The sequence below is a fragment of the Janibacter sp. Soil728 genome (genome assembly GCF_001428305.1).
Lineage (GTDB): Bacteria > Actinomycetota > Actinomycetes > Actinomycetales > Dermatophilaceae > Janibacter.
In genome coordinates this window covers 63,288-89,116 of sequence record NZ_LMRZ01000003.1, presented here as the reverse complement: position 1 = coordinate 89,116, position 25,829 = coordinate 63,288, and the positions used below count along the sequence as shown (strand labels likewise).

Annotated in this window: 12 protein-coding genes and 2 pseudogenes; 2 read left to right on the top strand and 12 right to left on the bottom strand. The window is 64.9% G+C overall.

Annotated elements, in window-relative coordinates; all coding sequences use genetic code 11:
• Nucleotides 1-47 precede the first annotated feature (47 nt).
• Nucleotides 48-209, bottom strand: a pseudogene (locus ASG73_RS18600) (helix-turn-helix domain-containing protein); the annotation flags it as partial.
• 221 nt (nt 210-430) lie between these two features.
• Nucleotides 431-1,054: a hypothetical protein gene (locus ASG73_RS17785; RefSeq protein ID WP_156466137.1), complete on the bottom strand. Its 624-nt coding sequence runs from the start codon at nt 1,052-1,054 to the stop codon at nt 431-433.
• Between the two features lie 519 nt (nt 1,055-1,573).
• Here ASG73_RS17785 and ASG73_RS04720 point away from each other — a divergent pair.
• A complete protein-coding gene (locus ASG73_RS04720) occupies nt 1,574-2,737 on the top strand; it encodes a hypothetical protein (protein ID WP_055991660.1) in 1,164 nt (387 codons plus the stop codon).
• Nucleotides 2,738-3,303: 566 nt separating this feature from the next.
• Here ASG73_RS04720 and ASG73_RS04715 read toward each other — a convergent pair.
• The 10 genes and pseudogenes from ASG73_RS04715 to ASG73_RS18280 form a co-directional block, all read right to left on the bottom strand.
• The gene (locus tag ASG73_RS04715; protein ID WP_055991657.1) at nt 3,304-3,573 is read right to left on the bottom strand and encodes a hypothetical protein; all 270 of its coding nucleotides are present in this window, start codon (nt 3,571-3,573) and stop codon (nt 3,304-3,306) included.
• A gap of 181 nt (nt 3,574-3,754) precedes the next feature.
• Nucleotides 3,755-6,979 carry a helicase-related protein gene (locus tag ASG73_RS04710; protein WP_055991654.1) on the bottom strand — a complete coding sequence of 1,075 codons (3,225 nt, stop codon included), beginning with the start codon at nt 6,977-6,979 and terminating at the stop codon, nt 3,755-3,757.
• A complete protein-coding gene (locus ASG73_RS04705; protein WP_156466136.1) occupies nt 6,976-8,763 on the bottom strand; it encodes a phospholipase D family protein in 1,788 nt (595 codons plus the stop codon). The genes ASG73_RS04710 and ASG73_RS04705 overlap by 4 nt, the downstream gene beginning before the upstream one ends.
• Nucleotides 8,750-9,967, bottom strand: a complete 1,218-nt coding sequence (locus tag ASG73_RS04700; protein ID WP_055991649.1) for a DUF6361 family protein — start codon at nt 9,965-9,967, stop codon at nt 8,750-8,752. The genes ASG73_RS04705 and ASG73_RS04700 overlap by 14 nt, the downstream gene beginning before the upstream one ends.
• 1 nt (nt 9,968) lies before the next feature.
• Nucleotides 9,969-10,754, bottom strand: coding sequence for a GIY-YIG nuclease family protein (locus ASG73_RS04695; protein ID WP_055991646.1), 786 nt, complete (start codon nt 10,752-10,754; stop codon nt 9,969-9,971).
• Nucleotides 10,751-16,141 carry an AAA domain-containing protein gene (locus ASG73_RS04690; RefSeq protein WP_055991642.1) on the bottom strand — a complete coding sequence of 1,797 codons (5,391 nt, stop codon included), beginning with the start codon at nt 16,139-16,141 and terminating at the stop codon, nt 10,751-10,753. The genes ASG73_RS04695 and ASG73_RS04690 overlap by 4 nt, the downstream gene beginning before the upstream one ends.
• Entirely contained in the window at nt 16,138-17,412 is a 1,275-nt protein-coding gene (locus tag ASG73_RS04685; protein ID WP_082567009.1) for an exonuclease domain-containing protein, read from the bottom strand. The genes ASG73_RS04690 and ASG73_RS04685 overlap by 4 nt, the downstream gene beginning before the upstream one ends.
• A gap of 92 nt (nt 17,413-17,504) precedes the next feature.
• On the bottom strand, nt 17,505-17,957 hold the full coding sequence (locus ASG73_RS17780; RefSeq protein WP_235499355.1) for a GIY-YIG nuclease family protein: 453 nt from the start codon (nt 17,955-17,957) through the stop codon (nt 17,505-17,507).
• A 157-nt stretch (nt 17,958-18,114) separates the two neighbouring features.
• Nucleotides 18,115-19,296 (bottom strand): type ISP restriction/modification enzyme, encoded by a 1,182-nt coding sequence (locus ASG73_RS18285; RefSeq protein WP_235499376.1) that lies wholly within the window; start codon nt 19,294-19,296, stop codon nt 18,115-18,117.
• A 1,175-nt stretch (nt 19,297-20,471) separates the two neighbouring features.
• Nucleotides 20,472-22,814: pseudogene (locus tag ASG73_RS18280) on the bottom strand (restriction endonuclease); the annotation flags it as partial.
• Between the two features lie 422 nt (nt 22,815-23,236).
• Between ASG73_RS18280 and ASG73_RS04670 the strand changes: the two are divergent.
• A complete protein-coding gene (locus ASG73_RS04670; protein WP_235499354.1) occupies nt 23,237-25,828 on the top strand; it encodes a hypothetical protein in 2,592 nt (863 codons plus the stop codon).
• Nucleotide 25,829: the final 1 nt, after the last annotated feature.

Sequence of the window (25,829 nt, the reverse complement as noted above, 5' to 3'; positions counted from 1 at the left end):
ATGACGAGCTCATGAATGGCGTTGCGGTGGAGGTTTACCCGATCCGCGATCGGGATCTTGAGTGCGCGAGTGATGCGCTGGAGGACGATCTCAGTGGGTGTGCGTCGGCCATTCTCGTACGCTGACAGGTTGGGCTGAGCAACACGTGCGGCACGCGCGAGCTGTGCCTGGCACATGCCAGCTGCGTGCCATCGTTCCCGAATGTCCACGCCTGCAAGCCTAGTCAGATCAAATGATCGTGTCGGCTGCGCTTGGCGGCCAGTCAGACCCTGATCCTCGATGGCTGGCACAAGCTCGCCACCGCGCCGACCGCCTGATCACGCTGGTGGAGAGCGGGAATCCGAATGAACCGTTGAACCGTCCAAGGTGTTGCTGGGCAAGGGGCAATTGGACGACGACGTGAAGCGAGCCGCAGCCATTGAGCCAGTGACTATGAAGTTGCTCGCGGTCGAGCCTTATGGTTCGACGTCGGGTTGTGCGGCTTGGTCTCAACCGTCGAGTTCGTACGACAGACCGTGCCTGCGAGTGAGCCACATGAGGGGCAATCGTATGAGAGGTCTTCCACCGCCAATAGGTCCCGTTCCAAGCCGATGTAGTACTCATCGCCGGAGACCGACGATGCATCGAGGATCGCTTGCTCGACCATTTCGCGATTTCTCGTGATGACTTTGTGAAACTTCTTGGGATCTGTCGCCACCCGCATCGCCGCAGGGAGCGCTGCCCACAGTGCACGTTGCATTGTTGGGAATGGTCGTGGACCACCAAAGTCGCCGTTAAGTAGTTGCACGCCGTTTTTGCGAGCCTCAGCTATCGAGACCATCTCTAGGTAGTGAAGCTCAAGCGCGCTCTCAGCCGTAGCCAGCACGCGCTTCGTGAGCCCGTCAAGCCCATGCTCTGCCATGGCTTCCTTGATAGCGGAGCTGCTACCGAAGTAGCCTCCGATGTGTTTTTGATCGAGGCGCGTGCTCTGGCCGATGTACGACCAGCCCTGTGCTGCGCAGTCAGTGCGGAACACGTAGCCGATCACGTTGGGCGGAAGTACGATCTGGCCCATCGTTCCTCCCCTCGTTTGGTGACCAGTCGCAAGCCTAGCTCTTGCGGGGCGAAGGGAGAGATGCTGGTTCCGACGCCTGGACCGACCTCGCTACGGCGGTCGTCGCCCTATACGAAGTTCGCGGGCTTTCGTGACGGGGCAAGATCAGCGGAATGCCGCCACCAGGTCCGAGCTGCGTGCCCAAGCCGAGAGTCTGGGGGCGGAGCTGGCTCATCGGAGATGGTTCGGTATCGACTGCTCTTCGAGCCCTTCCACGTGCTTAACCCGAGCCTGCTCAAGGACGAGGCAGAAGGCCCGTCTGCGGTCTCGGCGAACCAATTGGGACTTTTCGCGCAGACGATTTGATCCGTGCGCCAGGGATATATGAACGCGCGCGGGATGGCCCTCACCACGGAGTTTGTCGTGGTCACCCAACGGTCCCGTTGTTGGTGGAGGCGCTACAAGCTGCAGGAGTCGCGCCGCTCGTAGAATCGCCCTTGGTATCGAGCCCGGTGGTCGGGCCCCAATGAACGGAGCCTCATGACGGACGATGCGCAGGACAACAACCGGGATGTCTCGACCCAGGACGAGAAAGTTGTGCGGCGAGAACTTGAGCGTGTCCGCGAATTTGTCAAGAATCTTTCGATGGACGACCTCAAGCAGGGGAACTGGTTCGCGAACTTGCTGACCTTCTCTTTGGACAGGTACGTCAAGGAGGTCAACGCAGGGTACTTCCGCCGTAAGTACCCCGACCTCCCCGCCGACGCCGTGGTGCAAGAGCGCATCCAGATGGCAGCCCGGTACGCGAGCATCGAGGGCGGTTTGAGCGCTGCGGCGTATACCGGAGCTGTCGCAGCGACGATTGGCAGTGGTGGTGCGGCATCCCCTCTGACGCTGCCCGCTGGGGGCGCTAGCTTCGCCGTCGACATGGTCTACACGTCACAACTCCAGCTGAGGCTGGCGTACGACATCGCTGTCCTCTATGGCGTACCGCTGGACGTGGAGGACCCCGACGACCTGTGGAAACTGATCCGGATCGCCTTCGTGATCAAGTCTGGTGAGGTCGGGGGCACCGCCCTGATGAAGGGGGTGCCCGCGCTTGTCCGGCCCGTGGTGAAGAAGGTGTTCAGCAAGGGGACCTTGGCGGCAGCCAAGAGTTTGCCCGTGGTCGGCAAGCATCTGCTTCAGCGCAACGTCATCAAGTTCGCCATTCCTGGTGTCGGTGTGCCGCTCTCTGCTGGAGTGAACTACTGGACCACAAAGACCGCTGGGGGGCATGCGCGAGAGGTATTCCGTTTGGAAGCCAAGCTGATGGAGGAGGCAGAGAGGATTGCCGCCTCTACTCCACACCACCGAGCGTTGCCTTGGATCATGTGGACGGTGGCGTGTTCAGATGGGCCAGCCACGACCAGCCAGCACCTGCTGCTTCATCACGTGACCAGACACTTGCGTGAGTTGGGTTCAGCAGACGAGGCGCTGGACGAACTGCGTGCTGTCATCGAGGTGGACCGCGCTCGCGTGTGGGGCATCCTTCAAGAGACGGAAGGCGACCTGCAGTCCATATACCGCGCCGCCGTCAAGACCGTGGCTGTACGAGGCAAAGCACGAGCAAAGGATCTCGCGCTTCTCGAGCGGGTTGCCGACCTCACCGGGGCCGACCACAGTGCACAGGCAGTCCGCACGGAGGCTCGTGGCTGGGCCTGACGGGGAGCCCACACCACCGCGTCCCCGGATACCCATGAGGTCAGTCTGGAATTCCACCGGTCTGTGATGCCCAGTCTCCTTAGGTGGAACCGTTTGCCACACTCCAAGCGGTTCGTCCGTTGATGGAGACCGACCGCCCCCAGGCACACTGCTCCTGCGGCGGAGGGGGAAGAGAACGCCACATCTCGAGTCAAGGTGCCTCCTGCGTCGTTGCCGACACTATGGAACCGTCGTGCACAAGCTGAGCATGCTTCATCTTCCGCGTGGAGTACTAGCGCGCAGGGCTGGGCTGTAGCCATCACGTTCTGGCACTGAGCTATTGGTTTGGATCCTTGGAGGACGGTGGCTCACCGTCGATCACTGGGGCCTGCGCAGCTGTCGTCAATCCTCCATAGAGATAACCCATCCAATCTGGGGTGGACTCGTTTTGCCCGTCGTTATGGCCTCGTTTCAAACGTCGTCGACAGGGGGCCGCGACTGACGTCAAATCGGCTATCTTGCACAAGCGCCTGAGGTCAGGGTGCTGATGACGAGGAGAGCACATGGGTTACGTCGAACCGCTGGATTCAGAGCGCGAGGACGTGGCCGACCTGGTCCCGGATGAGTTTGAGCGCGGAAGATTCCTTGGTGAGCTTCACCCAGCGGCCCGAGCCGGCCGCGATCTCTGATCCCGCCTGCGCAGTCGCTGCTCCAGCGCTCAGCACTGTCCCGAGTCGAGGCAGGTCCAGAGTCCTCGACTCGAGACCTTCGGCCGCGAGGAAGCGCTCAAGAGCTTGTGGGTCGCCGATGACGGCGAGCCCGTCACCGTCGCTCATGAGCTGAATCTCTGTGTCCATTTATCGACAGCCAATCATGAGTGGGAGCAGAACCATCGAGAACTACCAGCAGCTGAGGCTCGTCAATGGCGACGAGGGCAAGCCCAGCGTATGCGCCATCGGCAGCGCCGGCGGCAAACAGCGGCCCGAGAAAGATCTCAGGCGCGAGGCTACTGCTCGGCCAGGTCTTGACCCGGTGATGTCATGGCTCTCGGTGATATTCCGGGTCACGTCCCTGACCTCGGGGACCCCAAGATGCCGTCCCGGGTCTGAGGTTGATTCGCGCGGGGCTCGCACCCGCGTCAGTCTGCTTCCGCATCAAGGCGATCATGTCTTCTTGTCGAGGCTGCCCCAGGGCCAGCCGATAGAGCGCCACATCTCGCTCAACCTTCCGGTACTGCTCTTCGTCTCGACTCATGGAGTAGGGCGCTAGATGGCGTTGGATCTTGGCTGGACCGGGATAGACCCAGTCGGGCGTGAAGTGGCCGTGCTCGTGGCGCAGGTCGGTTGCCAGTTCGAAGAGGTGCGGCCAGGGACTCGCCCCGTTGCCGCTGAGCGCGGTGTTGCCGTGTTTTTCGGCGATGTTCTTTCGGAGCGCGTGGCCGCGGAACCGGTCGACCCTCCCTTCGCGCTGCTCGAAGTCGACCGGGTTGGGTGGGATGTTCCAGTGCATGATCGCGTGGCACCACCAGTGGAAGTCGATGCCCTCCTGCCCGACCGAGGTGGAGACGAGTACGAAGGGCCAGAAGGGGCTGTTGAAAGAGGCTCGCACCTCGGGCATGCGGGCGTCGTCCCCGCCGTGTGAGTCCCTGGCCCCGTACCGGACGGCGAAGCGCATCGGGAAGCGGATCGTCGGGTCCTCAGAGCCGTGCGTGCTGGCGTCGAAGGCTGTCAGCGTCGACGTGCGCAGGCCGATCGCGGCGGCCTCGTCGCTTGCAAAGGTGAGCAAGGACGCATCGGACCAGTCTCGCGCGACCTCGTTGCGTCGGTTGAAGAGCCACTCCTCGAGTGCGGCCTCAAGGTTGCCCTTTGCCGTGTAGTTGAGGACACGGCGCCACTGCGGGAGGCCTTGATCACTTTCACCTGCGGCCCGCACGATCGCGGTGGCGTGCGGTGTGTTGAAGAGCGTGCGTAGCCCGCCGGCCAGGGCCGCGGCAGCGACCATGAGGCCGTCGTCCGAGACGTCATCCTGCTCTCCGAAGAGTCGCTGGAGGACTCTCCAACTGATGTTGGCGGGGGAGAAGGCCCCGACTTCGGCGAGGATCCGGACGTCTTCGTCACGCAGCGCTGGGCTGTCGTCGAGTTCGGAGGCAAAGACCACGTGCTGGCTCAGTAGCCGCGAGGCCTCCGTCTGCTCCCGTTGATGGTCGATGGCCGTCGCCTTGGCTGTTGGTGCCATGGCCTGCGTGATCGCCGTGATGGTGCTGTTCTCGCGCGGCCAGCATGACGGGTGCGCGAAGGCTGAGTGCCACGCGCGCTGCGCGTCCTCGCCGTCCGCATCACTGCCGGTCCCACTGAGGCCATCGAACTGTGCGCGGAGGCTCGGGATGACCTCCGTCAGGAAGTCGTCGACACCAGTGACGCCATGACGCCTCGCATGCTCGCGGGGGTCAGTGAGTCGAGCCAGACCCGGCATGGGCCAGAAGGTCATGAGTGTCGTCATTGACTGCGGTCGGCCGGTCTCCGACATGCCGCGGTAGACGAACATCTGACCACGCTCGGACATGCCGCCCGCTGAGACCTCGTGGATCTGGCGGTCGACCTCGTAGCTGAGCAGACTGGCCACGGAGGCGGGGGTCGCGGTCCAAGCAGAGAAGACCAACCGCTTGGTGACCTCGGTCTGGTCGATCCCTGCATACGGGCCGCTCGGGGCGAGATAGGGCAACGAAGGGGGCATCCAGAGCAGGCGCCACAGCCCGCTGTCCGCGAGCTCGTCTGCCAACTGTCGGATGCGTGCATTGCCCAGATCGATGGGACGTCGTGCGTCGATGTCAGCGCGAGTGAGGTGCTGCGCGGCCTGCAGCGCGTCAGGCAGTTCCGGCGTTGCGCAGTCCTTGATCCGGTCTCGCAGCCGATACCCGCTGCAGAAGGTGAGGAAGTACGGCGCCGACTTCCAGTAGTCGATGCCCACGAGGCCGGCTCGTGGATCGACGACATCGGCCAGCTGCTTCAACCGGACGTATCCGGCGAGGTCCTCGGCGGTGATTGCATCTGCCGATCTCAGCCGCACGTCTAGCATCGAACGGTCGCCGATGAGTGGTCGCTCGTTACGGCACATGACGCGCAGGAGTGCTTCACTTGCTGCGTCGGCCGCCGTGCTGGCGTCCTGACCCGTCGTCACGTCCCGTCGGTAGTCCGCAAGGAGGTCGGCGATGCGATCGGTGGCGGGGGATGATCCCTCGGGCTCGTCGTGCAGGAAGCGGATCGTGCGCAGGAAGTCGGAGGCGTGGTCCTCGGCTTCCTCCGCGTAAGTGAACGGCTTGTAGGGGGTGGCCGATAGCAGCAGGACCTTGGCCGCATCGAAGGAGAAGAGGTCGTGGGCCAATGATCCGGCGTCGTTGTCCCGGGCCAGCAGGGGTCGGAACCTCTGGAACTCGTCGAGGATCACGAGGTCTGGCTCGAGGGTGGCGATGCCTGCCTTGGCCAGATCATGGCGCAGGGCGCCGATGATCCTGTGCGCTCGGTCGCGATGGACCTGGGTTACGCCGCGGTGCACCATCACCTCGTCGAGCAGAGCCCGGAACTGGTCCAACGACGGCTCCCCGGAGGTCGATACAGCACTGGCCACCTCCGAGAACCGGTCGAGCACCGAGTCGTCGATACCGTTTTTGAGGCTGGCCTCCATTTCCGAGACGTATCCCCGCATCGACCTGACGCTCGAAACCGAGGCCCGGAGCAGGTTCGTCGTCCAGTTCCTCTCCTTGGCCGTCATCCCGAGGACTTGTTCCAGGACGAGGACGAGGAGTGCCCTTTCAGGGGCTTGCCCGGTTGCATGCCCAGGATCGAAGGAGGTCGACGGCGTGAAGGAGATGAGGTTGACGGGCTTGCCGTTGAAGGACCGGCGCCCCTCCAGCTGGTTCAGCCGCGCGGAGTGCTGACCGAGCAAGGTGAGGCGGCTGCTGAAGGCCACCTCCTGCTCGCCCGTCACATTGAGCCGCCCGATGTTCTGACGAGCTAGGTCCATGTTGGAGCAGACGTAGACGATGTCGATCCGCTGGACGCTGTCGTCGTCCTGGAGTCGCTCGATGGTCTTCGCGATGAGGCCGCGAGCGACGATGCTCTTGCCGAGGCCGGTCTCATCGGCGACGAGGAACCGGTTGGATCCTCCTTCGCCGTGCAGTGCCCTGAAGACGTGCTCGACAGTGTCGCGCTGGAACCCCTTGAGTCCGTTGAGCACTGGCTCGGCTGCGAACCGCTCGTCGCTCATCGCTTGTCCTCCAGCAATCGGCGTGCTTGGGACACTTGGCTCCAGAACTCGCGGAATCCACCCGGCAGGACGTTGTCATCAAGCACCTTGGTGATCAGGTGGTCGAGGTCCTCAATGCCAGCGCCGCCGGTGCTCAGACCTCGCAAGACCAGCTCGAGCACCCCGGAGGTGGTGATGTCGAGGCTGTCCCCACCGCTGCCGGAGCCTCGGTGCGCCGCCAGGAGAGCAGCCAGTTCGGAGGGGTTGCCGAGGCTCAGCATGAGCATCAGCAGTCGCATGAACTTCTCGGGATCATCGATCTGCCGCGCGATGACAGCGTCGAGCCGACCTTCCGGTGCGCCGATCAGCCGGCCCAGGACAATCGTGGACTCGGTGATATCGCCCTCCGAAGCCGTCACGATCACGCATGGCGAAATGTCCGCCGGGGGCAGGTGGTGGACGACGAGGTGGGGGCGCCGTTCGACGTCAGCTGTGCTCGCCCGACGCGTCAGCAGAGCGACGGAGACCGAGGCCTCCGTCGATGGGTAGTCGACGCTGGTCGAGATCGTGGCGCGGTACATCTGCCCATCGGCTGACGCGGCCTCGTCGACGATCTCAACGAGGTGCTCGATGGCTGCGATCGACCGCAATGTGCCCTGCAGACGTCGCCGTGTCCGCTCGTCCTCACGGTCGAGTGGCGGCTGGCGGACGTAAGGCTCGATGAGTGGTCGCAACCCGTTGCGGCTCTCCGCATCGGGGGGCACGATGCTGTCGATGCCGAGCCGGTCCCGCCGGCCGAGAGCCTCCACGAGGAACTCGACGTTGCCTGTCAGGCCGGGCGTCGTCGCGTTGCTCGACCCGAGCAGGACCCTTGCCTTGGTCCACTTGTCGGTTGGCTCGAGCACGTAGACCTTCGCGTGCAGACCGTGCAGCAGCGGTACGTCCGGTTCGTCCTCACCCGTCTCGTCGGTGGTGGGGACATCGACGTCCGCTGCCAGCGTGTACGCGTCGACGCCATCGAGCGCGTCTTCCGACAGAGCATCGAGGGTCTCTTGCCGGGAGATCAGGGTGGGCGCCTTCTGGCGGCCACGGGTGGCCCTCGCCAAGCCGTCGTCTTCGACGAAGGGGGAGATGATGAGGTGGCGACCGGCGTGCAGCGACAGGGTGTCGTGCCCGGGGAGTCCGACGACGTGGAAGGAAAGCCTCTCGACGTCCTCTGGCCTTTCCCACGTCACGTGCGAGAGATCGTCGGCGAGCGAGCGGAGTCGTGTCGCGCGGTCGGAGTCGATGTGGTGGACGTGCTCGGGAAGCCAACGCAGGAGCGCGGCCAGAGGGCCGTTCATCTCGATCGGCCCGTCCGAGATGGACTCCGAGTCCAGCCGGACGGCGATGTCCCACGTGTTGTCGTGGGTGAGATTGCGGCTGAGGACGAGGAGCCGGTACTTCGGTCGCGCGTCGTCGGCGACGAAACGCATGACCCACACCTTGGGGTGGAAGAGGCCGCCTGTCGTGACGACCTGGTGGACCATCGGCTCGAGGAAGGCTACGAGGTCCTCGCTCCGTGGGACCCCGATGGCGCCTGCTTGGCAAAAGATGTCGACCTTGTCGCTCGCGTGCCGCAACGCCTGCAGGAGGGTGATCGGGTCGGGACGACCGGTCATCCCGATGTTGGCGATGGCGAAGGGGGGCAGCATCGCTGCGGTGAGGTCGAGAGTGAAGGTCGTGGCGACGGCGTGGTCGATGGTGTACCCGGTGGGCGCGCGCAGGTCGTCGAGGAGGACGGTTCGGGCATCAGGCGTCAGCACTGGTGACCTCCTGTGTCCCGAGGCCCTGATTGATGTCGAGGAGCAGTCGTTTGATGACGGGCCAACGGTAGGTCAGTGCGCCGCTGCCGGAGTCGCCGCTCCACGTCTCGAGGGTCTTCGAGTTGTCGGTGAGGCGCGACTTGGCGCCCTTGCGGCTCTCTCTCGCCGCGATGAGGCGGCGGGCGTCGGGTGAGTCCGCCACCGATTCCGGGCCCTCGTCTCTCAGGAGGGTGACCCAGTCGACGACGAAGGCCCATGTGCGATGGCTGATCCGACGGTTGCGGGCGTTGACCTCTGAGATGAACTCGTCGAGGTCCCATGATCCGAGCGGGGCGGTGCTGGAGAGCCGGATGGACCAGTCGGCGAGCTTGTCCCGGTAGCTCGTGCCGAGGCCGTCCCCGTCGAGACGGTTGAGGTCCGTGTGGTCCTCGTAGTGTTCGGCGACGAGGAGGTTGTAGAGGAGCGAGGCCCCCTCCATGACGAGACTGAAGTGTTGGGCGTGCCTCACCGATGCGAACGCTGTGTTGCTCGCCACCTCCCACGGTGCGTCGGCCACGTCGATGAGTGCGGGATCGAGGGCGAGCAGGTGGGCGAGGTACGTGTCTTCGCGGTCAGCGCGCATGCGCTCATACAGCCACTGTGCTTCTTCGGCGGCCATGTCGAGGCCGCCCGGTACCTCGGCCGGGAATCCTTCAGGGACGGGCGGTAGGTCCGGGTCCCACGCCGTGGGTTGCCGGTTGGCCATCTCGGTGACCTCGCCCTCGGCAGGACCTCGATGACGGGGGAGCTCGCTCTCAGAACGACGGATGTCGAAGGTCACGAGGCCGGTCCAGAAGAGATCGCGGGGGAGACCCTTCAGCGATCGCCCGGACTGCTTGCCGATCAGGCCGGTGGCGTCGCCATGCTCACGCTGCATCGTCTCGATCATCTCCAGCTGGACCTCGCGCACCTGCTGAGCGAGGTCTTGGCCCCTGCGTTGTGATCGTCGCTCCGCCACGAGGTGACACCACGGGACCAGGACGAAGTACCGGGCCCGCGCCTGCAGCACTGACGTGCCGGGGAACATCCAGTTGCTCATCACGTCGCGGATCTGCCCGATGCCGAGCTCGTCGCGAGACTCGCTCACCATGAAGAGCGAGACCATCTCGCGTGCGATGCGTTGTTGCTCCGCGGTCGTGTCGAGCCAGCCGATCGTCGAGGGCATATCAATCCGTCGCAGGATCTAGGTCGTTGATGACCTCGACGTCCAGGCCCTTTTCGGTCGCAAGACGATCCAGGAACTTGGTCGTGGTCAGGAACCACTCACGACCAGCGCGTGTGGAGCGATTGCGGTGGTGGTCAGCGTCTTCGAGGAAGGTGTGGAAATACCGCTCGGTCGCAGGTGCGTCTTCGGACGTCGTCCCGTACACGCGAAGTAGCAGGGGGTCCTCCGGGAGAGCTGTCGTCCTCCTTTGTTGCGTCGAGCGTTGGTAGACGTCCACCTGCGATTGCCCCACCTTCAGTAGCGTGTGGCCGCGCTCGGGATCGTAGGGGTATCGCAGGTAGTGCGGGAGGGCGTAAACGTAGATTCCTGGCTGCCGTGTGTCCTCTGCTTGCTCGGTGCGATCCCGTGCTTCGTCCTCCTCTCGTGCACGTACGACCTCGTCGGCGGCAAGGGCGTCGAGCTGCGTCTCCAACTGCTCGAGCCAAGCGCGAGCCGCGTGTGACCAACCCTTGGACTTGAGCAGAGTTCGGGTGCGTCCAGCCGCCTGCCGTGAGAGATGGGCGCTGTTCCTCGGGAGAGTCCCATCGATCAGCGCATCCAGAAGTTGGGCGTACGAGTACGCGAAGCCGACACTCGGGACGCCCAACCTCTCGGCCGTCTCGGCTGGGGTCAGCCCTTCTTCACGCAACCGATAGACGTCACCGAGCCGCGTTTCGTCCTCCGACAGGAACAGACGGATCTCCATCTGGACGGAGCGTCCGTCCTCGGATGTCTCGCTCTCGGTCATGACAGGCCTTCCTCTGGATTGTCGATTCCGATTTCCTGCCGACGTACCAGAGCCAATACCGGGTCCATCCGGTCTCGAGCCGCCTGCGTGAGGGTCTTGCGGCCAAAGAGCCACAACGTGGTCCTCATGATTTCCTCGTCGCTGATGGCACCGTGCTCGCGCTCAGCGATGTGCATCGCCGCGGCTAACTCCGCAGGGGGGACCTCGTCGAGCGTGCGTGGCCCCAAAGACCGAAGTGTCACCGCAGGCTGGTCGGACAGCCGGAAGGTCTTCGGCTTGATCCCCGGCTGCAGCAGGGGGTTGTCGGAGACGATGCGGCCGGACCGCTCGGCTCGCGTCACGGCAGAGTTCAACTCCTTGGCGATGAGCTTCCCGATGCGCCTGCCGCCCGAGGCGTTGACGTAGCACCGCACGAGACGCTCGCCCGTCAGGGGCCCCTCGGCCATGACGATCTGCTCCAGGCCGTCGATGATCTCCTCCGTCGTGGCCTCACCGACAGGGACGGTGGCTCCGGAGAAGACGCCATAGGCGGGCAGTTGTCCGGCGACGGTCACGGCATCCGCTGCATCTGCCAGTGGGTCGTCGGTTTCGGTCGTCTGGGCGCGCGTGGTGACCATCGACCCCACCACAGGGGCGGGAGGCGGTGGCGGAGGCGTGCTCATCGTCGGAGGCGCGTCAGCGGAGAGCACGGGGACCGCGTGTGAGGACGACTCGAATGCAGGCACGGGAGCAAATGAGTCCAGAGCGGCGTCATCGTCGGACTCCGGGATCCTGGCGGTCCAGTGGACCTCCTCGGTCGCGGTTGCAACGTCCGGGTGGGTCTCCGCGTTGGCCGTCTCGGACTCAACCGGGACGGACGCGGGTTCGCTGTCCTCGTCTGCTCCTTCGCCGAGGGTCTCCTCGTCGACCGTCTCCACCGCAGTCTCGTCGAGGTAGTCAGCGGGTCGGATGTCCAGCTCCTCGAGCGTCTGCCACAGAGGTGCCAGGGCTGCCGCCTTGTCGACGTAGAAGGCAGACTCGCGCACCCGGAAGAAGGTCCACCCGCATCGCTCGAGGTCCCGCTGACGGGCGAGATCTGCGGCGTAGGCGTCCGGCCCGTGCCATCGGTCGCCGTCACACTCCACGGCAAGGCGACCATTGGCTCCGACGACGACCAAGTCGATGCGATAGCCCTGCGCCTCGAGCTGGGGAACCACCGTGAAGCCACGGTCGACGATCCGGTTGTAGACGCGCTGCTCGAAGAGCGAGTCGAACCCTTCGATCCTTTCGTCCTCCGGCACGACGGGAGACTCGCCGACGTCGAGGTCCCGCCCACGCTGGGTAACCCCGTAGGCGTAGTCGAGGAGCTGGAAGCGCATGTCCTGCTCGTTGGTCAGGTCACGCATGGTGAGGGTGTGGAAGAGCCAGACTTGGTCCTTGGCCCGGCTGACCGCGACGTTGTACCGCTGCATGTACATGTCGCGCGTCAGGGCGGCGACGCGACGGCCGGGCTCGGCTGAGGAGACCATGCTGAGGAAGATGACATCGCGCTCAGAGCCTTGGAACTCGGCCGGTGACCCGACCCGCAGATCCCTCTGCTCCCACTCATCAGCTCCGACCTCATCCAGGAGCATCGACTCGATGAGCTTGCCCTGCGTCGTGCCGAGCAGCGAGATGACGCCAAAGGTCCGTCCGTCGTAGCTCGGGTCCTCGAAGCAGTCCTTGAGCGCATCGACGAGTGCTCGGGCCTCGCCACGGTTGACCTTGCTGCCACTCGAACCTTCTTCGAAGGCATTGTCGGTCCGAGTGATCTTGATCGGCTCGAGGCGATCCGCGCCGAACTGACGGACCGGGACCAAACGGATCCCGTTGGGCTCGTAGGCAATTCGGTTGGAGAATCCGATGATCTCCGGGACACACCGTCGGTGCTCGGTCAGCGTGAGCTGCCCGCCGTAGCGCATCAATGCCTCGTCGAAGAGCGACCGTGCAGGGTCGAGCCAGGACGCCTTGTACCGGTCGTCGTGCAGGTACTGGTCCGCGAGGTCCCGCAGTGCCTGCTGGTCGACACCCACCGCGGTGGGGGAGACCTGCTTGTCGTCACCGATCACGACGATCTTGGGTGCGAGGTACTGGAGGAAGGACGCCTCGAGACCTGCTTGGGAGGCCTCGTCGATGAGGACGACGTCAAACATGTTTTCGCTGATGCGCAGTTGCTCGACGACGCGGTAGATCGGCATGATCCACACAGGTACGGACGGGCGGCAGCGGTCCAGCGACTCACGGATCTCGGCTCGCTGCTTCGACGCGTACTTGCCCGTTCCCTTGCCCAGTCGCCTGACCAGCTGGGAGTACTGGGTGAGGTCTGCTCGTGAGCCGAGCGAGAGACGGTCCGGTCCGACCGCGTGGTTCCACGCGCGCATCGCCGCGACCGACTCTGCGGCACCTTGCAGTCGGTCCTCGATCTGGGAGATCTCGTCCTGCAGGTCGTTGGCGTCGAGGGCCTCCTGCTCGAGGATCCAGTGGCCGGTCGCCGCCCATGCGATCGCTGCCTCGAGCCGTGACAGACGTCCATCCCACTCGACCTGGTGCGGTTCCGTCGTCACGGCGTCCGTGAGACGGGGAGCCGCCGCCCGTGCCCGGAGGGTGAGCTCATGCGTGCGATCGAGGTCGCGGGCCACGTCGGCGAGCTCCTGCGCGCGTGTGTGCGCCCGGGCGTAGGCCCGGTGGTCGAGGGTGTCGACGGCCTGCTGCATGGGGACGATCCAGTCGGCCTGGTCGTCCCACTTGATCACCGTGGCGAGCTCCTCGTAGAGACGGCGAAGGGGGGCGCTCACCTCACCGTGCTCCTCCTCGGCGCCCAGCGCCTCAACGACGGTGCCGTACTCGACCACGTGGTCCAGGTCGGTCCAGTCGATGGCGGGCATGCTGCGGTCACGGACGAAGCCGTCGATCTCGTTGAGTTGCTGTCGCATCCCCAGCACGCGACCGAGGGTCTGCACCTGGGCGCGGTGCCAGGCAGCCCGCTCGCTCAGCGTGTCCTCTTGGGGTACGACGGTGCCGGCCGGCCAGGCACGGTCCATGCGCTCCAACGTCCAGAGTGACTCCTGGTGCGCGGTGAACCGGTCGATGAGGTCCGTCGTCGTCGGTGCTCTGCCGTTGACCCTGACGGCATCGAGGAAGGGCTTGCACTGCTTGACGATCGACGGCGTGAACATGCCCGTCTTCACCGAGCCGTCGACATTCGCCTTGACCTCGGACCCCGATGCCACGTGCTGCCGGAGCGCTTGGGCCAGCTGCATGTTGGCGTTGGGGTCGCCCATCGCCTCCACCCGTGTGTCGTAGCCGAGGAAGTTCGTCCGGAGGTCGACGTACTCCAGCTGGGCCACGATGTCGCGGTAGCGCGCATCCCACACGTCCGTCACCCCCGTGCGCACGTCGGTGATCGCATCGTCGAGCCATGCCGCCCGCAGCTGCGACGTGTCCTTGACGAGGCCGACGACGCTATCGAGGCGATCGCGGAAGGAGCGACGATCCTCCGGGGGGAGATCCGACAGTGGCTTGCGGGCCGCGTGGTCTGCCACCGACTGGAAGGACTGGTGGCGGTGTTCGGCAGCATTGAGCGACTCGGCCATCCTGGCAAACACCTCCGGGGAGGGGATGGCCGACAGGTCGAGGGAGCGCCGGAGGGACTCTTCTCCGTTGACCAGCAACCGCTCGTCCCGTAGCAGCCCCAACCACTCGAGAGCCTCGTCGTCGGACAAGACGGGGACGGGGTCGGAGGACTCGCCGACCAGGTCCGTGATCCAGGTGTACTGCTCACGCTCGTCCTCGTACTGCTGGGCGATGCCTGCGAGGGTGCCGGAGTATCCGGCGTGGGCGAGCGCCGTCGTCTCGCGCTCGCGAGCGTTGAGCAGCTGCTCGTTGAGTCGCTGCCGCTCCGCTCGAAGCTGTTGCACGTGCTGGAGCGTCTCCTCGACCTTCCACTCCGTCTGAGGGACGTCGTGCTCGGTTGCATTGCGCGAGATCGTGTCGACCGCGGTCCGCAGCTCCGCCATGTCGCTGCGGCTCGCCCCGATGACGGAGACGGCCAGCGGCCGGATCAGCTCCGGCAGCTTGCCGCGGACCTCGTAGAGCGCCCGGTCGGTGTGCGCAGTGACGAGCACGCGCTTGCCCTGGGCGAGCAGGTGCGACAGCAGTGCAGCCGCAGTGTGGGTCTTGCCCGTCCCGGGCGGGCCCTGCACCAGGGTCTGCGCGTTGCGGTCCACTCGCTCGAGGATCTGCCGCTGCACCGAGTTGAGCGGTAGCGGCGAGAAGATGTCGGCGCCAACGGTCAATAGAGCACCGGGGCTGGGGTCCGGCTGAGCGGGGGGCGGTTCGTTCGGGTCGAGCAGGGGGCGCAGGCCCGCGGGCACGGCGCCGGCCTCAGCAATGTCAGCGGCGATCTTCTCGAAGGCCTGCGCCAGTCCGATCTTGGGACGCGGTCGCAGGACCAGCGCAGGCGACCACGCCAGGGTGGCGGTCTCGGTGGGGGCGTGACTGCCCCCTTCGTCGAGGTACCGCCCCTCCGGGTCCAGCTCGTGGATCGTCATGGACCCGAGGTCTTGGAGTGCTGCACGGTCGAGCGCTGGTGCCGAGAACCCGGCGGCACGTTCCTCGGTCTTCTGGGGCAGGTCCCACGTGGGGAATGCCTCGGGCTCGAGCATGTCGAGCTCGGCCTTCAGGCCGATGGCCTCGGGGTCGGCCGCGACCACGAGCTGCCCGGTCCGCGCATCCACGTGCACGTCGAGCTTGAGGGTGAACATGTGCCGGCGCACTGGTGGGTGGTCGAGCTTGTTCCAGGCGAGGAGTCCGAGGCCGAGCACGAGCTCGCTCTCCTCGGCGTTCTGCGAGGACTCCACGTGGGCGCCGAAGATCTCCTTGTAGGTCTCGCGCACGGGGATGGCTGCCTTCTCGTCCGTGGCCCAGGCATCCCACGTCGACATCCAGCGGTCGAATCGGGCCCGGACATCGGGGCGCTCTTCGATGGTGACACGATCCTCCACCATCGCCTCGCTCTCCTCGTCCCAGCGCTGACCGGTGACGAGATACGGGCGAAGGGAGGGCCTCTCGTCGCAGCGCAGGCCACCGCCGGACACCCACGTCCCGATGTCCGTTGGCATCGGGGGTGGATCGATCTTGTCGAGCCGGTCGATGACCAGCAGCGGTCCGTCATCTGCCGCGTCCGGTGCGCTCCAGCGGACGGCTTCGTGCTGCGGCAGGTCGCTGAACCAGCGGACCATCCCGACCCCGCGCTTGTACTGCTCGACGTCCCGTACGGGTCGCTCCTTCAGCCGCTGTGCCTTGGCGAGGAAGGTGAAGAGGCGAGTGGCCTTGTCGACGAGCGGGTCAACCTGTGTGTCGGTGGTCATGCTGGTCCTCCGGTGGTGACGGACGGGGGGAGCGACGAGCGCTCGACGTCGGTGATGAGGCCCTCGAAGGCTCCCTCGGAGACGATCGGGACCCCGTAGGACCTGGCCTTGTTGGCCTTGCCGCTGAGCGAGTTCGGGTCACTGGAGACCAAGAGCTTCGCAGTCTTGGTCACCCCACCCGTGGTGAGTCCTGCTGCCTGGGCGCGGGCTTCCCACAGGGGCCGTTCGACCCTCATGTCGCCGGTGAAGGAGACCCGGTCACCGGGCTCGAGGGTGATCCCGGCTGTCGACTCACGGCGCGGTGAGGAGTGCCCGGACTTCGCCTCACGCCATGCGACCGCGAGGGCGTGCTCGAGGTCGTCGGGGCCGAGGCCCAGAATGTGCGAGGTGCGCACCAGCTCGGCGTGCTCGGCGTCCGTCACCACGTGGTCGTATGTGGCCACCTTGGCCATGTCCAGGACGTACTGGTGGTGGATGCGAAGCACATGCTGACGTGTCAGTCCTGACTCGTGGGCCAGGCTGACCAGTGCGGCCTGCTCTTCCGTGTCGATCACGCCGTCCAGCAGCGCGGTCTCGAGGACGGCGAGGTAGCTGTCGGTGCGTGCGTCGGCAGCTCGTGGCATCTGGGAGACCACCGACCCCATCCACGCATCCTGTACTGCGGAACGCGCTGTCCGGGCGACCATCCCAACGGCCGGGTAGGGGCCGTCGAAGGCCGGCCATGGGTGGTTGCGGCTGGCCTGGAGGATCTCGCCCCACGGTGGTTGGCGATCCGACAGCTGCAGGTAGTGACCGAGCAGCTGTGCGGTGGCTGTGGCGTCGGCCAGGGCCGAGTGGGCATGGTCCAGCTGGATGCCCGAGGCCCGGCAGCAGTCGATGAGCCGACGGCTGGGGGCGTGGAGGTAGGCGGTGGACCACTGCATCGTGCACAGGCCCGACGGCGGCGTCGTGCTCAGGCCCGCACGTTGGAGCTCGTGCGCGAGGAACCGCAGGTCGAAGGGGGCGTTGTGCGCGACGATGGTCCGGCCAGTGACCGCGCGGAGCACGTACGGAGCCAAGTCCTCGAAGCGGGGAGCGTCGAGGATGTCGCTCGCGGTGATTCCGTGGATCCGCGTCGGCCCGACGTCGCGGCCCGGATTGACGAGCGTGGACCAGCTGTCCTGGATCTCGCCATCGTCAGAGACGTAAACGACCCCGAGCTCCACGACTCGATCGTGGCGTTCCGGCGACAACCCTGTGGTCTCGACATCGATGACCGTGTATCCCGACATGTTGTGCTCCCCTCCGCGAGACTCCCCGTCCCGCCATTCCCAAATGATCCCTGACGCCACCGACACCGTTCGCGGGTGGCTGGTCTGTGTAATCAGACGGAGTCGCCGTGGGTGTGGCCCCTTGCCCACCTTCTCTTCCACTGGGGAGGAAAGTGGCTGTCGGATACGTAGCGATCGGCGATCAGGTCGCTGGCTTCGTAGAAGTCGACTTGGTCCCACTTGTCGGCCCTTTGGAACTTCATCTGGTTCTGGGGGAGACCCAGTAGCTGGATCAAGAGTGCCTCAAGCTCACGGACATTCGCCTCGGGATTGGTTGCCTCGGGTCGACTTCGACGAGAGATGGTGGACCAACCTTCGCTCTTTTCGCCGTTCATCGCCCCAACGTCTCCGAAGGCAAACCAGCTGAATCGGGTCCACTCGCCGCGCGGCGGGTTCTTGTGATGCTGCTTCAGACGGCGACCAAGCCCGGCGTCGGAGATTCCCGTGTAGATGGGCCCGTAGTCGTTGTAGAGGACATAGCACGCGGTCGCCGCTGCTGCGTTCACTACCAGAGAGTCTCGGGCAGGGGTCGTACGCCTGCCGAAAAGCGGCACATTGTCAGGTCCGAATCCGTCAAACTCGACCCAATCGTGGTCCCAGAACAGTCCATAGGCGCCTATGAGTGCTCCCCTAGGCTTTTCTCGTGCCATGTCCCGCGCTCCCTTAGCCCTGTGTGTCACGGATATCGAGGGCGGGCAGGGAGTCGACGATGGCCATCGTCTCCAGGCTGACCGTGACGATCCGGGCGAGGAGGTCGATGATGTAGCGCGGGTCCTCGACCTCAAGTGACCAGTCGTTGGGGTCGTTGACGATCCCGGACTGCTTGTCGGTCTTCACTCGGTAGCGGTCGATGATCCACTCGATCGCGGAGCGCGACCCGAGCATGTAGCGGTGGGCCGCTTCGGGGATGCCGCTGAGGGTGATCTGCGTGTTGTAGATGACTGTCGACTTCTCGGCGACGAGCTTTTTGCTCTCGGGATCGCGGACCTTGGCAAACTTCATCTTCGCGACGCGATAGAACTGGTATGGGTCAGCGGAGCCGAGTTCTGTCTCGAGCCCATCGAGTGGATACGGCTCCACGGTCTCGTAGCCGAGGTGCAGCTCGGAGAGTTTCCGGCCCGCTTCGACGAAGGGGGTGGCGTCCCCCACGAGTGGGATGCGCGGGAGCGACTTCTTCAGGTCCGCTGCGTAGGTCTCGCGGTAGTCCGGAGAGTGCAACACCCCGTAGACGTAGTAGAAGATGTCGTCCTTGGCGAACGACTCTCCGTACGCAGTCTGGAAGTGGGTCAGCGCCTGGTCGGTAATGTTGTCGATTTTGCGGTAGCCATCGACCACCTCACCGACACCAGCCTCGAGTTCGAGCAGCCCATCGGTGGGCACAACAGAGTCGTACCGCCACCGCGCAAAGAAATGACCCGTGTCCAGAAGATGCAGATCCGGAGCCGCCTCCGTGGAAATCAGACAGAAATCGTAGTGGGAGGCTGCACCCGTCAGGGTAAAACCTCGGTTTGGATGGTTCCTCGTCGGAAAGGAACGCAGCGTCTGCCCGGTACGGTGTGTCCATACCGAGTCCACGTACCGAACAACCTTGGTGAACGGCCGGTAAAGCCCCGTCGTCACTGCATCCAGCGAGAACGAAGTCCCCAGCCCCCTCCTCAGCGAGGACTGCAGAGTCGCGGTCCAACTGATTGCCGATGGATCTAGGGTTCGTTCCCCACCATGCGACCGGTCCGCTTCATAGACTCCGATGGTGGACTCCATGTTTTGTCGCAGACGTCGAGCACTAAAGTTCGCGACCCATGCGTCACGTCCAGATTCGAGCCCTCGCCCAGACTCCAAGAACATCCACTCGAGTGGCATCCAGCCCGCAAAATCATCCTGACGCTGATTGAGCCAGTCGCCGTGGGCATTTGGGCTAAGCGTGTGGGGTTCAAGGCCCCCGTGGATGCAGTGTCGGCGATTGCCGCCAGTTTCTGCTCGCGGGTGAGGTAGTCGCCGATGTCGGTGTAGTGCACGGTGGCCGGTCCGTCTTGAGCGGGGTCTTTGACGAGGAGGGTGATGGCGACGGTGGCGCGGGATCCTCCGCCGAAGACCTTTCCGCCTTCCTTGCGGGACTGCTCACCGGCGGTGCGCTGGTTGCCGCGGAGGTTGTAGATGTGGATGTCGCTGAACTCCTCGGCTAGCGACATGCGCATCCCGTCGGCAGTGTTGGAGTCGAGCCAGCCGCCATTGGTGACGTACGCGATAACACCGCGGTCCTGAACCCGTAGCGAGGCCCATTTGATCGCGCGGATGTAGGAGTCGTAGAGGCTGTTCTTGTTCGTCGCAGTCGACCGGGCGGCATACGTATCGCGGATCGCAACGTCGAGCGCGGGGTACTTCTCGTTCGCGTTGTCGTCGTTCGCGGAGTCCTGCCCAGAGGAGTACGGAGGATTGCCGACGATGACGGTGATTGGCAGCTGACGCTGGCGGTTGATGCGCTCGTTGTTGACCGGGAAGACCCTCAGGTCATCGTCATCACCGTCCTCGTAGGACTGGAAGGTGTCGGTCAGTACGAGCCCGTCGAAGGGCTCGTACTCCGCTGCACCTTCCTCAAGGGTCCCCCTACGCAGGTCCTGATAGGTGGTCTCGATGTTCACTGCAGCGATGTAGTACGCGAGCAGCAGCATCTCGTTGGCGTGCATCTCCTTCGCGTACTTGCGCGCTAAGTCGTGCGGCTCGATCAGCCCCGACTGGAGCAGACGGGTCATGAAAGTCCCGGTGCCGGTGAACCCGTCGAGGATGTGCACCCCTTCGTCAGTCAGGCCCTGACCGAAGTGCTGGCGCAGGAGCTCGTCGGCGGAGTTGAGGATGAAGTCGACGATCTCGACTGGGGTGTAGACGATGCCGAGCTTGTCGACGGTGCGCTTGAAGGCGGTGGCGAAGAACTTGTCGTAGAGCTCGACGATGATCCGCTGTCGGCCTTCAGCGTTGTCGACGCCCTCGACCCGTGCCCGGACGGAGTCGTAGAACTTCTCCAGCGATGCGTTTTCGTCGTCGAGGGAGTGCTCGTCGAGGACGGTGAGCATCCGGTCCATCGTCTGCGCGACCGGGTTGCTCTTAACGAAGTCGTACCCGGCGAAGAGGGCCTCGAAGACGGGGCGGGTGATCAGGTGCTGGGCGAGCATCTCGACCGCGTCGGCCTGCGTAATGCCGTCGTTGAGGTTGCCACGGAGGCCCTCGAGGAAGGCATCGAACTCCTTTGCCGCGTTTGAGTCGCGGTCGGCGAGTAGGCCGTTGATGCGGACGATGTGGGTCTGGGCGATCTCGGCGATGTCCTTGGCCCAGGTTTCCCAGTAGCGTCGCTCACCGACCTTCTTCACGATCCGGGCGTAGATCGCGTCGCGCCAGGCCTCGATGCCGAAGGGCAGCGTCAGCTGTGTCGCCTCCTGGTCGGACTTCTTGCCGCCGGGAGTCGCGTCATCGAAGATGACGTGGCTGTCCTTCTGCTTGTTGAGATCGAGCTGGTTGACCATTGCGTTGAAGCGGTCGTCGTGCGCGCGGAGAGCCTGCAGAACTTCCCAGACCGTTTGGAAGGACTTGTTGTCGGCCAACGCCGACTCCGGGGGAGTGTCGCCGTCCACGACCACCGGAAGGATGATGTATCCGGTCTTCTTCCGTCCCGTCGGGTCCTTGCGCATGACGCGACCCACGGACTGGACGATGTCGACCTGTGAAGCCCGGGGGCTCAGGAAGATCACGGCATCGAGTGAGGGGACGTCCACCCCTTCGCTCAAGCACTTGACGTTGGTCAGCAGGCGACAGGTGTTGTCCTCGGAGGAGCTGCCAGCCTTGAGCCACTGGAGGTCCCCGCCACGCTCCAGAGCATTCATCGTGCCGTCGACGTGCCGAATGTCGACCTTGAGGTTGTTGGGGTGCTGCGCGTCGGTGTCGTCCTCGTAGGTCGAGATCAGACGGTCAACGATCTGGGGGAAGGCATCCGTCACAGCCTTGGACGACTTGATGTTGCTGGCGAACGCAACCGCCGTCTTCATCGGGTTGCGGGCGATCGACGCTCCATCGGCGTCGCGCTGGTCGAAGCGCTTGGCAAGGCCGTTCCAACAGCCCACGAGCTTGGTGGCGTCATCGAGCTTGATGTCGCTCGTGGCCGCCAGCTCCTGATGGAAGGACTCGGCGATCGTGCCGCGGTCGACCTTGAGCACCAGGACCTTGTAGTCGGTCAGGAGGTCCTGCTCGACGGCCTGGCCGAAGCCGAGCCGGTGGAGGACGGGACCGTATGTCGACTCGTCGTCCATGGAGGCCAGAACGGCGTCGTTGTTGTCGGCCTTTTCCTTGGTCTCCGGGTTGAAGAGTCGGGGAGTGGCCGTCATGTAGAGACGCTTGACGCCCTTGATGCGGGAGTTGTCGTGCACCCGGACGAAGGCGGACTCGTCCTCGCCAGCCAGAGTCACACCGGTCGTGCGGTGGGCCTCGTCGCAGATGATGAGGTCGAACTCGGGCAGGCCGCCCTTTTGCGCGTTGGCGACGACGTCGATCGACTGGTAGGTGGAGAAGACGACGGTGAACTGGTCGTCCTCGTGACGCTGACGGATCTGCTCCGCCAAGGCGGTGGTGTCCGTGGTCGCCGGGTGGATCAGGTCCGTGACGCTGATGTCCTCGGAATCGGCCCGCTTGCCGACCCGGGTGTCGGAGCAGACAGCGAAGGCGCGGAAGGGGATCTCGCTCTCCTGCTTCCACTCGCGCAGGGTCTGGTTGAGGAGCTGGATCGAGGGGACGAGGAAGAGGACCGTCGTCGCCTTCGCCTTGTGGTCAGTCGCGAACTGTTCAGCGATCTTCAGGCTGGTGAAGGTCTTGCCCGTACCGCAGGCCATGATCAGCTGACCGCGGTCGTGCTCGGTCAGGCCCTGCATGACTGCCTGCTTGGCCTTGGTCTGGTGTGGACGAAGGGAGTGCTTGCCCGTGGTGGGCAGGTACTGCTGGGGGTCCTGCCAGTCGACCTGGGACCAGTCGACCTTGGACTCGAGGAGATCACTGATCCCGATGCGGGTGATCGGGACTGACAGACCGTCGAGCTGCTTCTCTGCCGTCGGTCCCCAGTCCTTGGCAGTCGAGAACAGCATCCGACTCGTGAACTGGGTCTTGGCGGAGGCCGCGAGGAAGGAGTCGATGTCCTTCTTGGAGACGTGGTGCTGCGGGTCGTAGAACTTGCACTGGATCGCGCACCACCCACCGTTGTGGACGTCCCGCGCCACGATGTCGATCCCGTGGTCGTGCTGGTTACCGCGCTCGGGCCACTCCTGCCAGAGGTAGACCTCGTCGAAGCGCTCGGCATACTCGGGGGCCGTCCGCAGATAGCTCGCCATGAGGTGCTCGAAGGCAGAGCCCTTGCCGACCTTGTCCTCGCCGAAACCGTTCCAGATCTTGTCGAGCTTCTCGAGGAGCAGCTCGTAGGTCGACTCAGACACTCTTCATCCTTCATCGGTGGTGCGGATGGCGCCATTATGTGCCTGCACGGCAGGCCGATTGGGCGGGGGACCGCCTCACGAATTGATTGCATTGCGTAGCAAGCCCCGCGTTGTCGGCAATCCGCCCTATGGTGCGGATCGTGGGGAATCTTGCAACGGGTGGGGGAAGCAGCGCGGTCGCTGCATCGCAGCATGCTGGGTGTCAGCGGTTCCGCCGAACTGACCAGATGGTGCTCGGGCGAAGTCGTCGAGACGTAGCGGACACGCTGGGCGCTCCCGACAAGACGGCTCGCATTCCCGAGGCCCGTTGGATGCGGGCGATGACCTTCGAGCGGCTCATCCGGCACGAGGCCTTCGTGTCGAGACTGCTGACGACCACTGTCGGTGCGCTTGACCTCGCTCGACCCACGGGGATCCGTCGAGCAGACGGGGGCGTCCGGACGGACACGACCGCGACCGTGCTTGGTCAGGCGCAGCTCAAGGCGATGCACGAGGGAGTGGCCACGATGATCACGTCGCTCGCCGCCCCTTTCGTCGGGCTCGAGGGAGTGTCTGGTGCGACGCCGGTCAAGCCTGACTTCGCCGTGGTCACCCCACGGTTCGAGGTCAAGCCCGGTCAGAGCGAGGCACATGTCGACGCGGAAGTCGCCAAGCCCATCGGTAGCTGGCTCGTCATGGGCGATGCCAAGGACTACGAGCGCGTCCGTGCCTTCATCGACGACCAGCGGATGCTGAAGGGATTCCTACAGGTGGCCCTCGGGGCGGAGTCCGTCGACGAGTGGTCCAAGCTGCCGACAGGGATGACGGTGCACCCATGGGGTGCTCTGGCCGTGCCTCGAAATGCCTTCCTGCAGCCGATGGCCGTGGTCGAGCGGCTGGACGACCACCGCGCGGAGGTTCGGGTGCGGGCACAGGAGCGTCAACAGCTGGTGGGTGAGGCCGGAAGCGACCTCTCGGACGACGAGCTGAAGGCGTACGTCGACCACCTCGAGAAGACCTTCAACCCAGCGACCTGCCCGACGTGCAACCTCTTTGAATACTGCCGTGAGCAGATCCGCTCGATGAGTGACCCGGCCGCGTTGCTCACGGAGATCGGCATCCCGCCTGAGCAGCGACCCGCGTTGTCGATGGTCGCTGCGGGAGGGGCCGAGACGGCCGATGTGCCGGACAGCACCATCGGGGCCGTGGTCGCCACGCGCGATGGACAAGCCGTGTGGACCGGCCAGCGACGGACCGACCCGGTGGGGCTGCCCGGCACGGTCTTCCTCGTCCTGGCCAAGTCGGACGCGGCGGCGCTCGGCTGCTACGGCATCGGGGTCAGGCGAGTGGACTCGGTGAAGGACGCAATGTCGTGGGAGCTGTCGATCTTCGACGACGGCCAGTCCATGAGCACCCGACTGGCGATCATGGAGTTGCTCGGGACGGTTGTTGCAGAGGCGATGGCGGATCAGGCCGCAGCGAGTCCCACCGCCCCCGGGCCCGTCCAGGTCGTCCTGCCGGACACCGCATCCGGAGACCTGTTGGTCTCCATGGCGGACTCGCTCGCAGGGACGGAGATCAGCCGTCTGCGCTGGCAGCGCGATCTCGAGGTGGGCCGACCGCCCCTGACCTTCGACGGTGAACCCGCAGCCGTCCCCGAGGCGCTGACCGAGCACCAACGTTTGGCTGTCAGCTTCCTCCTCGACCAAGACCGCGGTCGCGCCATGGTCCTGCGAGAGTCCTTCGTGGACCTGCGGGCGGCGCTTCGCCGGCACGTGGTTCCCGGGGGAGTCCTGAGTGACGCGGGGCGACTGGACTACATCGTCACCTGGGCTGAAGCCGTCGATCCCCTCGACCACCGGGTGGTCTCCGACGCTGTTGCCTCCGAGCTGCACACCTCTGGTGCGCGGCTCTCCAATGCCAGCTCGGACAAGATCCACCGGTCCTTGCCGGGTTCTCGTCGCAAGCGAGGAGAAGCGCCTCAGGGGGACTACAAGGAACTGATCCGCGAAGAACTCGAGTACAAGGCGGACATCGTCGACCGGGCCGCCGCGGTGCTGGAAGGGTTGCCGGTCTCGCGGCTGCGCGAGGTGTATCGGGCCATCGAGGGTGATGCTCAGCGGGTGTGGAGGCGACGTCTGGACTTCCGCGCCTCTGACCTTGTCCGATTCGGTCGAGTGAACTGGTACTGGCGCAACTCGCTCGTGCCAGCTCTCGACAAGGACACGACCTGCGCCTCACAACTGAGGGTGCTGGGCAATCCGCACTCTGCGCGTGAGGCAGCGCGGGATGCCGGGACGCGAGAAGTCGCCTACGCGGAAGTCGTGGCCGTGGACCCTGTCCGGCTGCGGTTGAAGACGCGTCGGATCGGCGCCGGCGACAAGGTGGCTGTCGTCCTGGACGGTCGTGGACCGGTCGTCGATGGGGAGGACGTGACGTTGAAGGTGCAGACGGGCTCCTTCCGGTTCGGTCAGTGGCCGCTCGCGCAGTTGGAGGAGGACGAGCGCACTGCACTCGACGCGAGCCTTGTCTGGGAGCCGAAGGTTCCTGCCGTCGTCTCGATCGGGGACGAGGTCGTCGTCGCGCACTCCGACTGGATCGGCGGTGGCTACAAGTCGGGCCATGAGATCGCGATCGGACGCCCACCCGCTGACAACCAGAGCGGACCCGGCAAGGACTGCACGGAGGAGTCCTTCGTCGACGACCCGGACAACCATCAGTTCTGCTGCCAACCGCACGAGTCCCGGGAGGCCGGGACCTCGGACTGGATCGCAGAGAAGCGTGCGGCTGGCGAGATGAACCCCGAGGTGTGGCCCCCGGTCATCGACATGGACCAGTTCGACACGCCTGCAGCTGGCACGCCCACTGACTCGACAGAGGCCGAGACGGACATGACAGTTCCCTCGGACAAGACCCCGGATGACGTTGACTGAG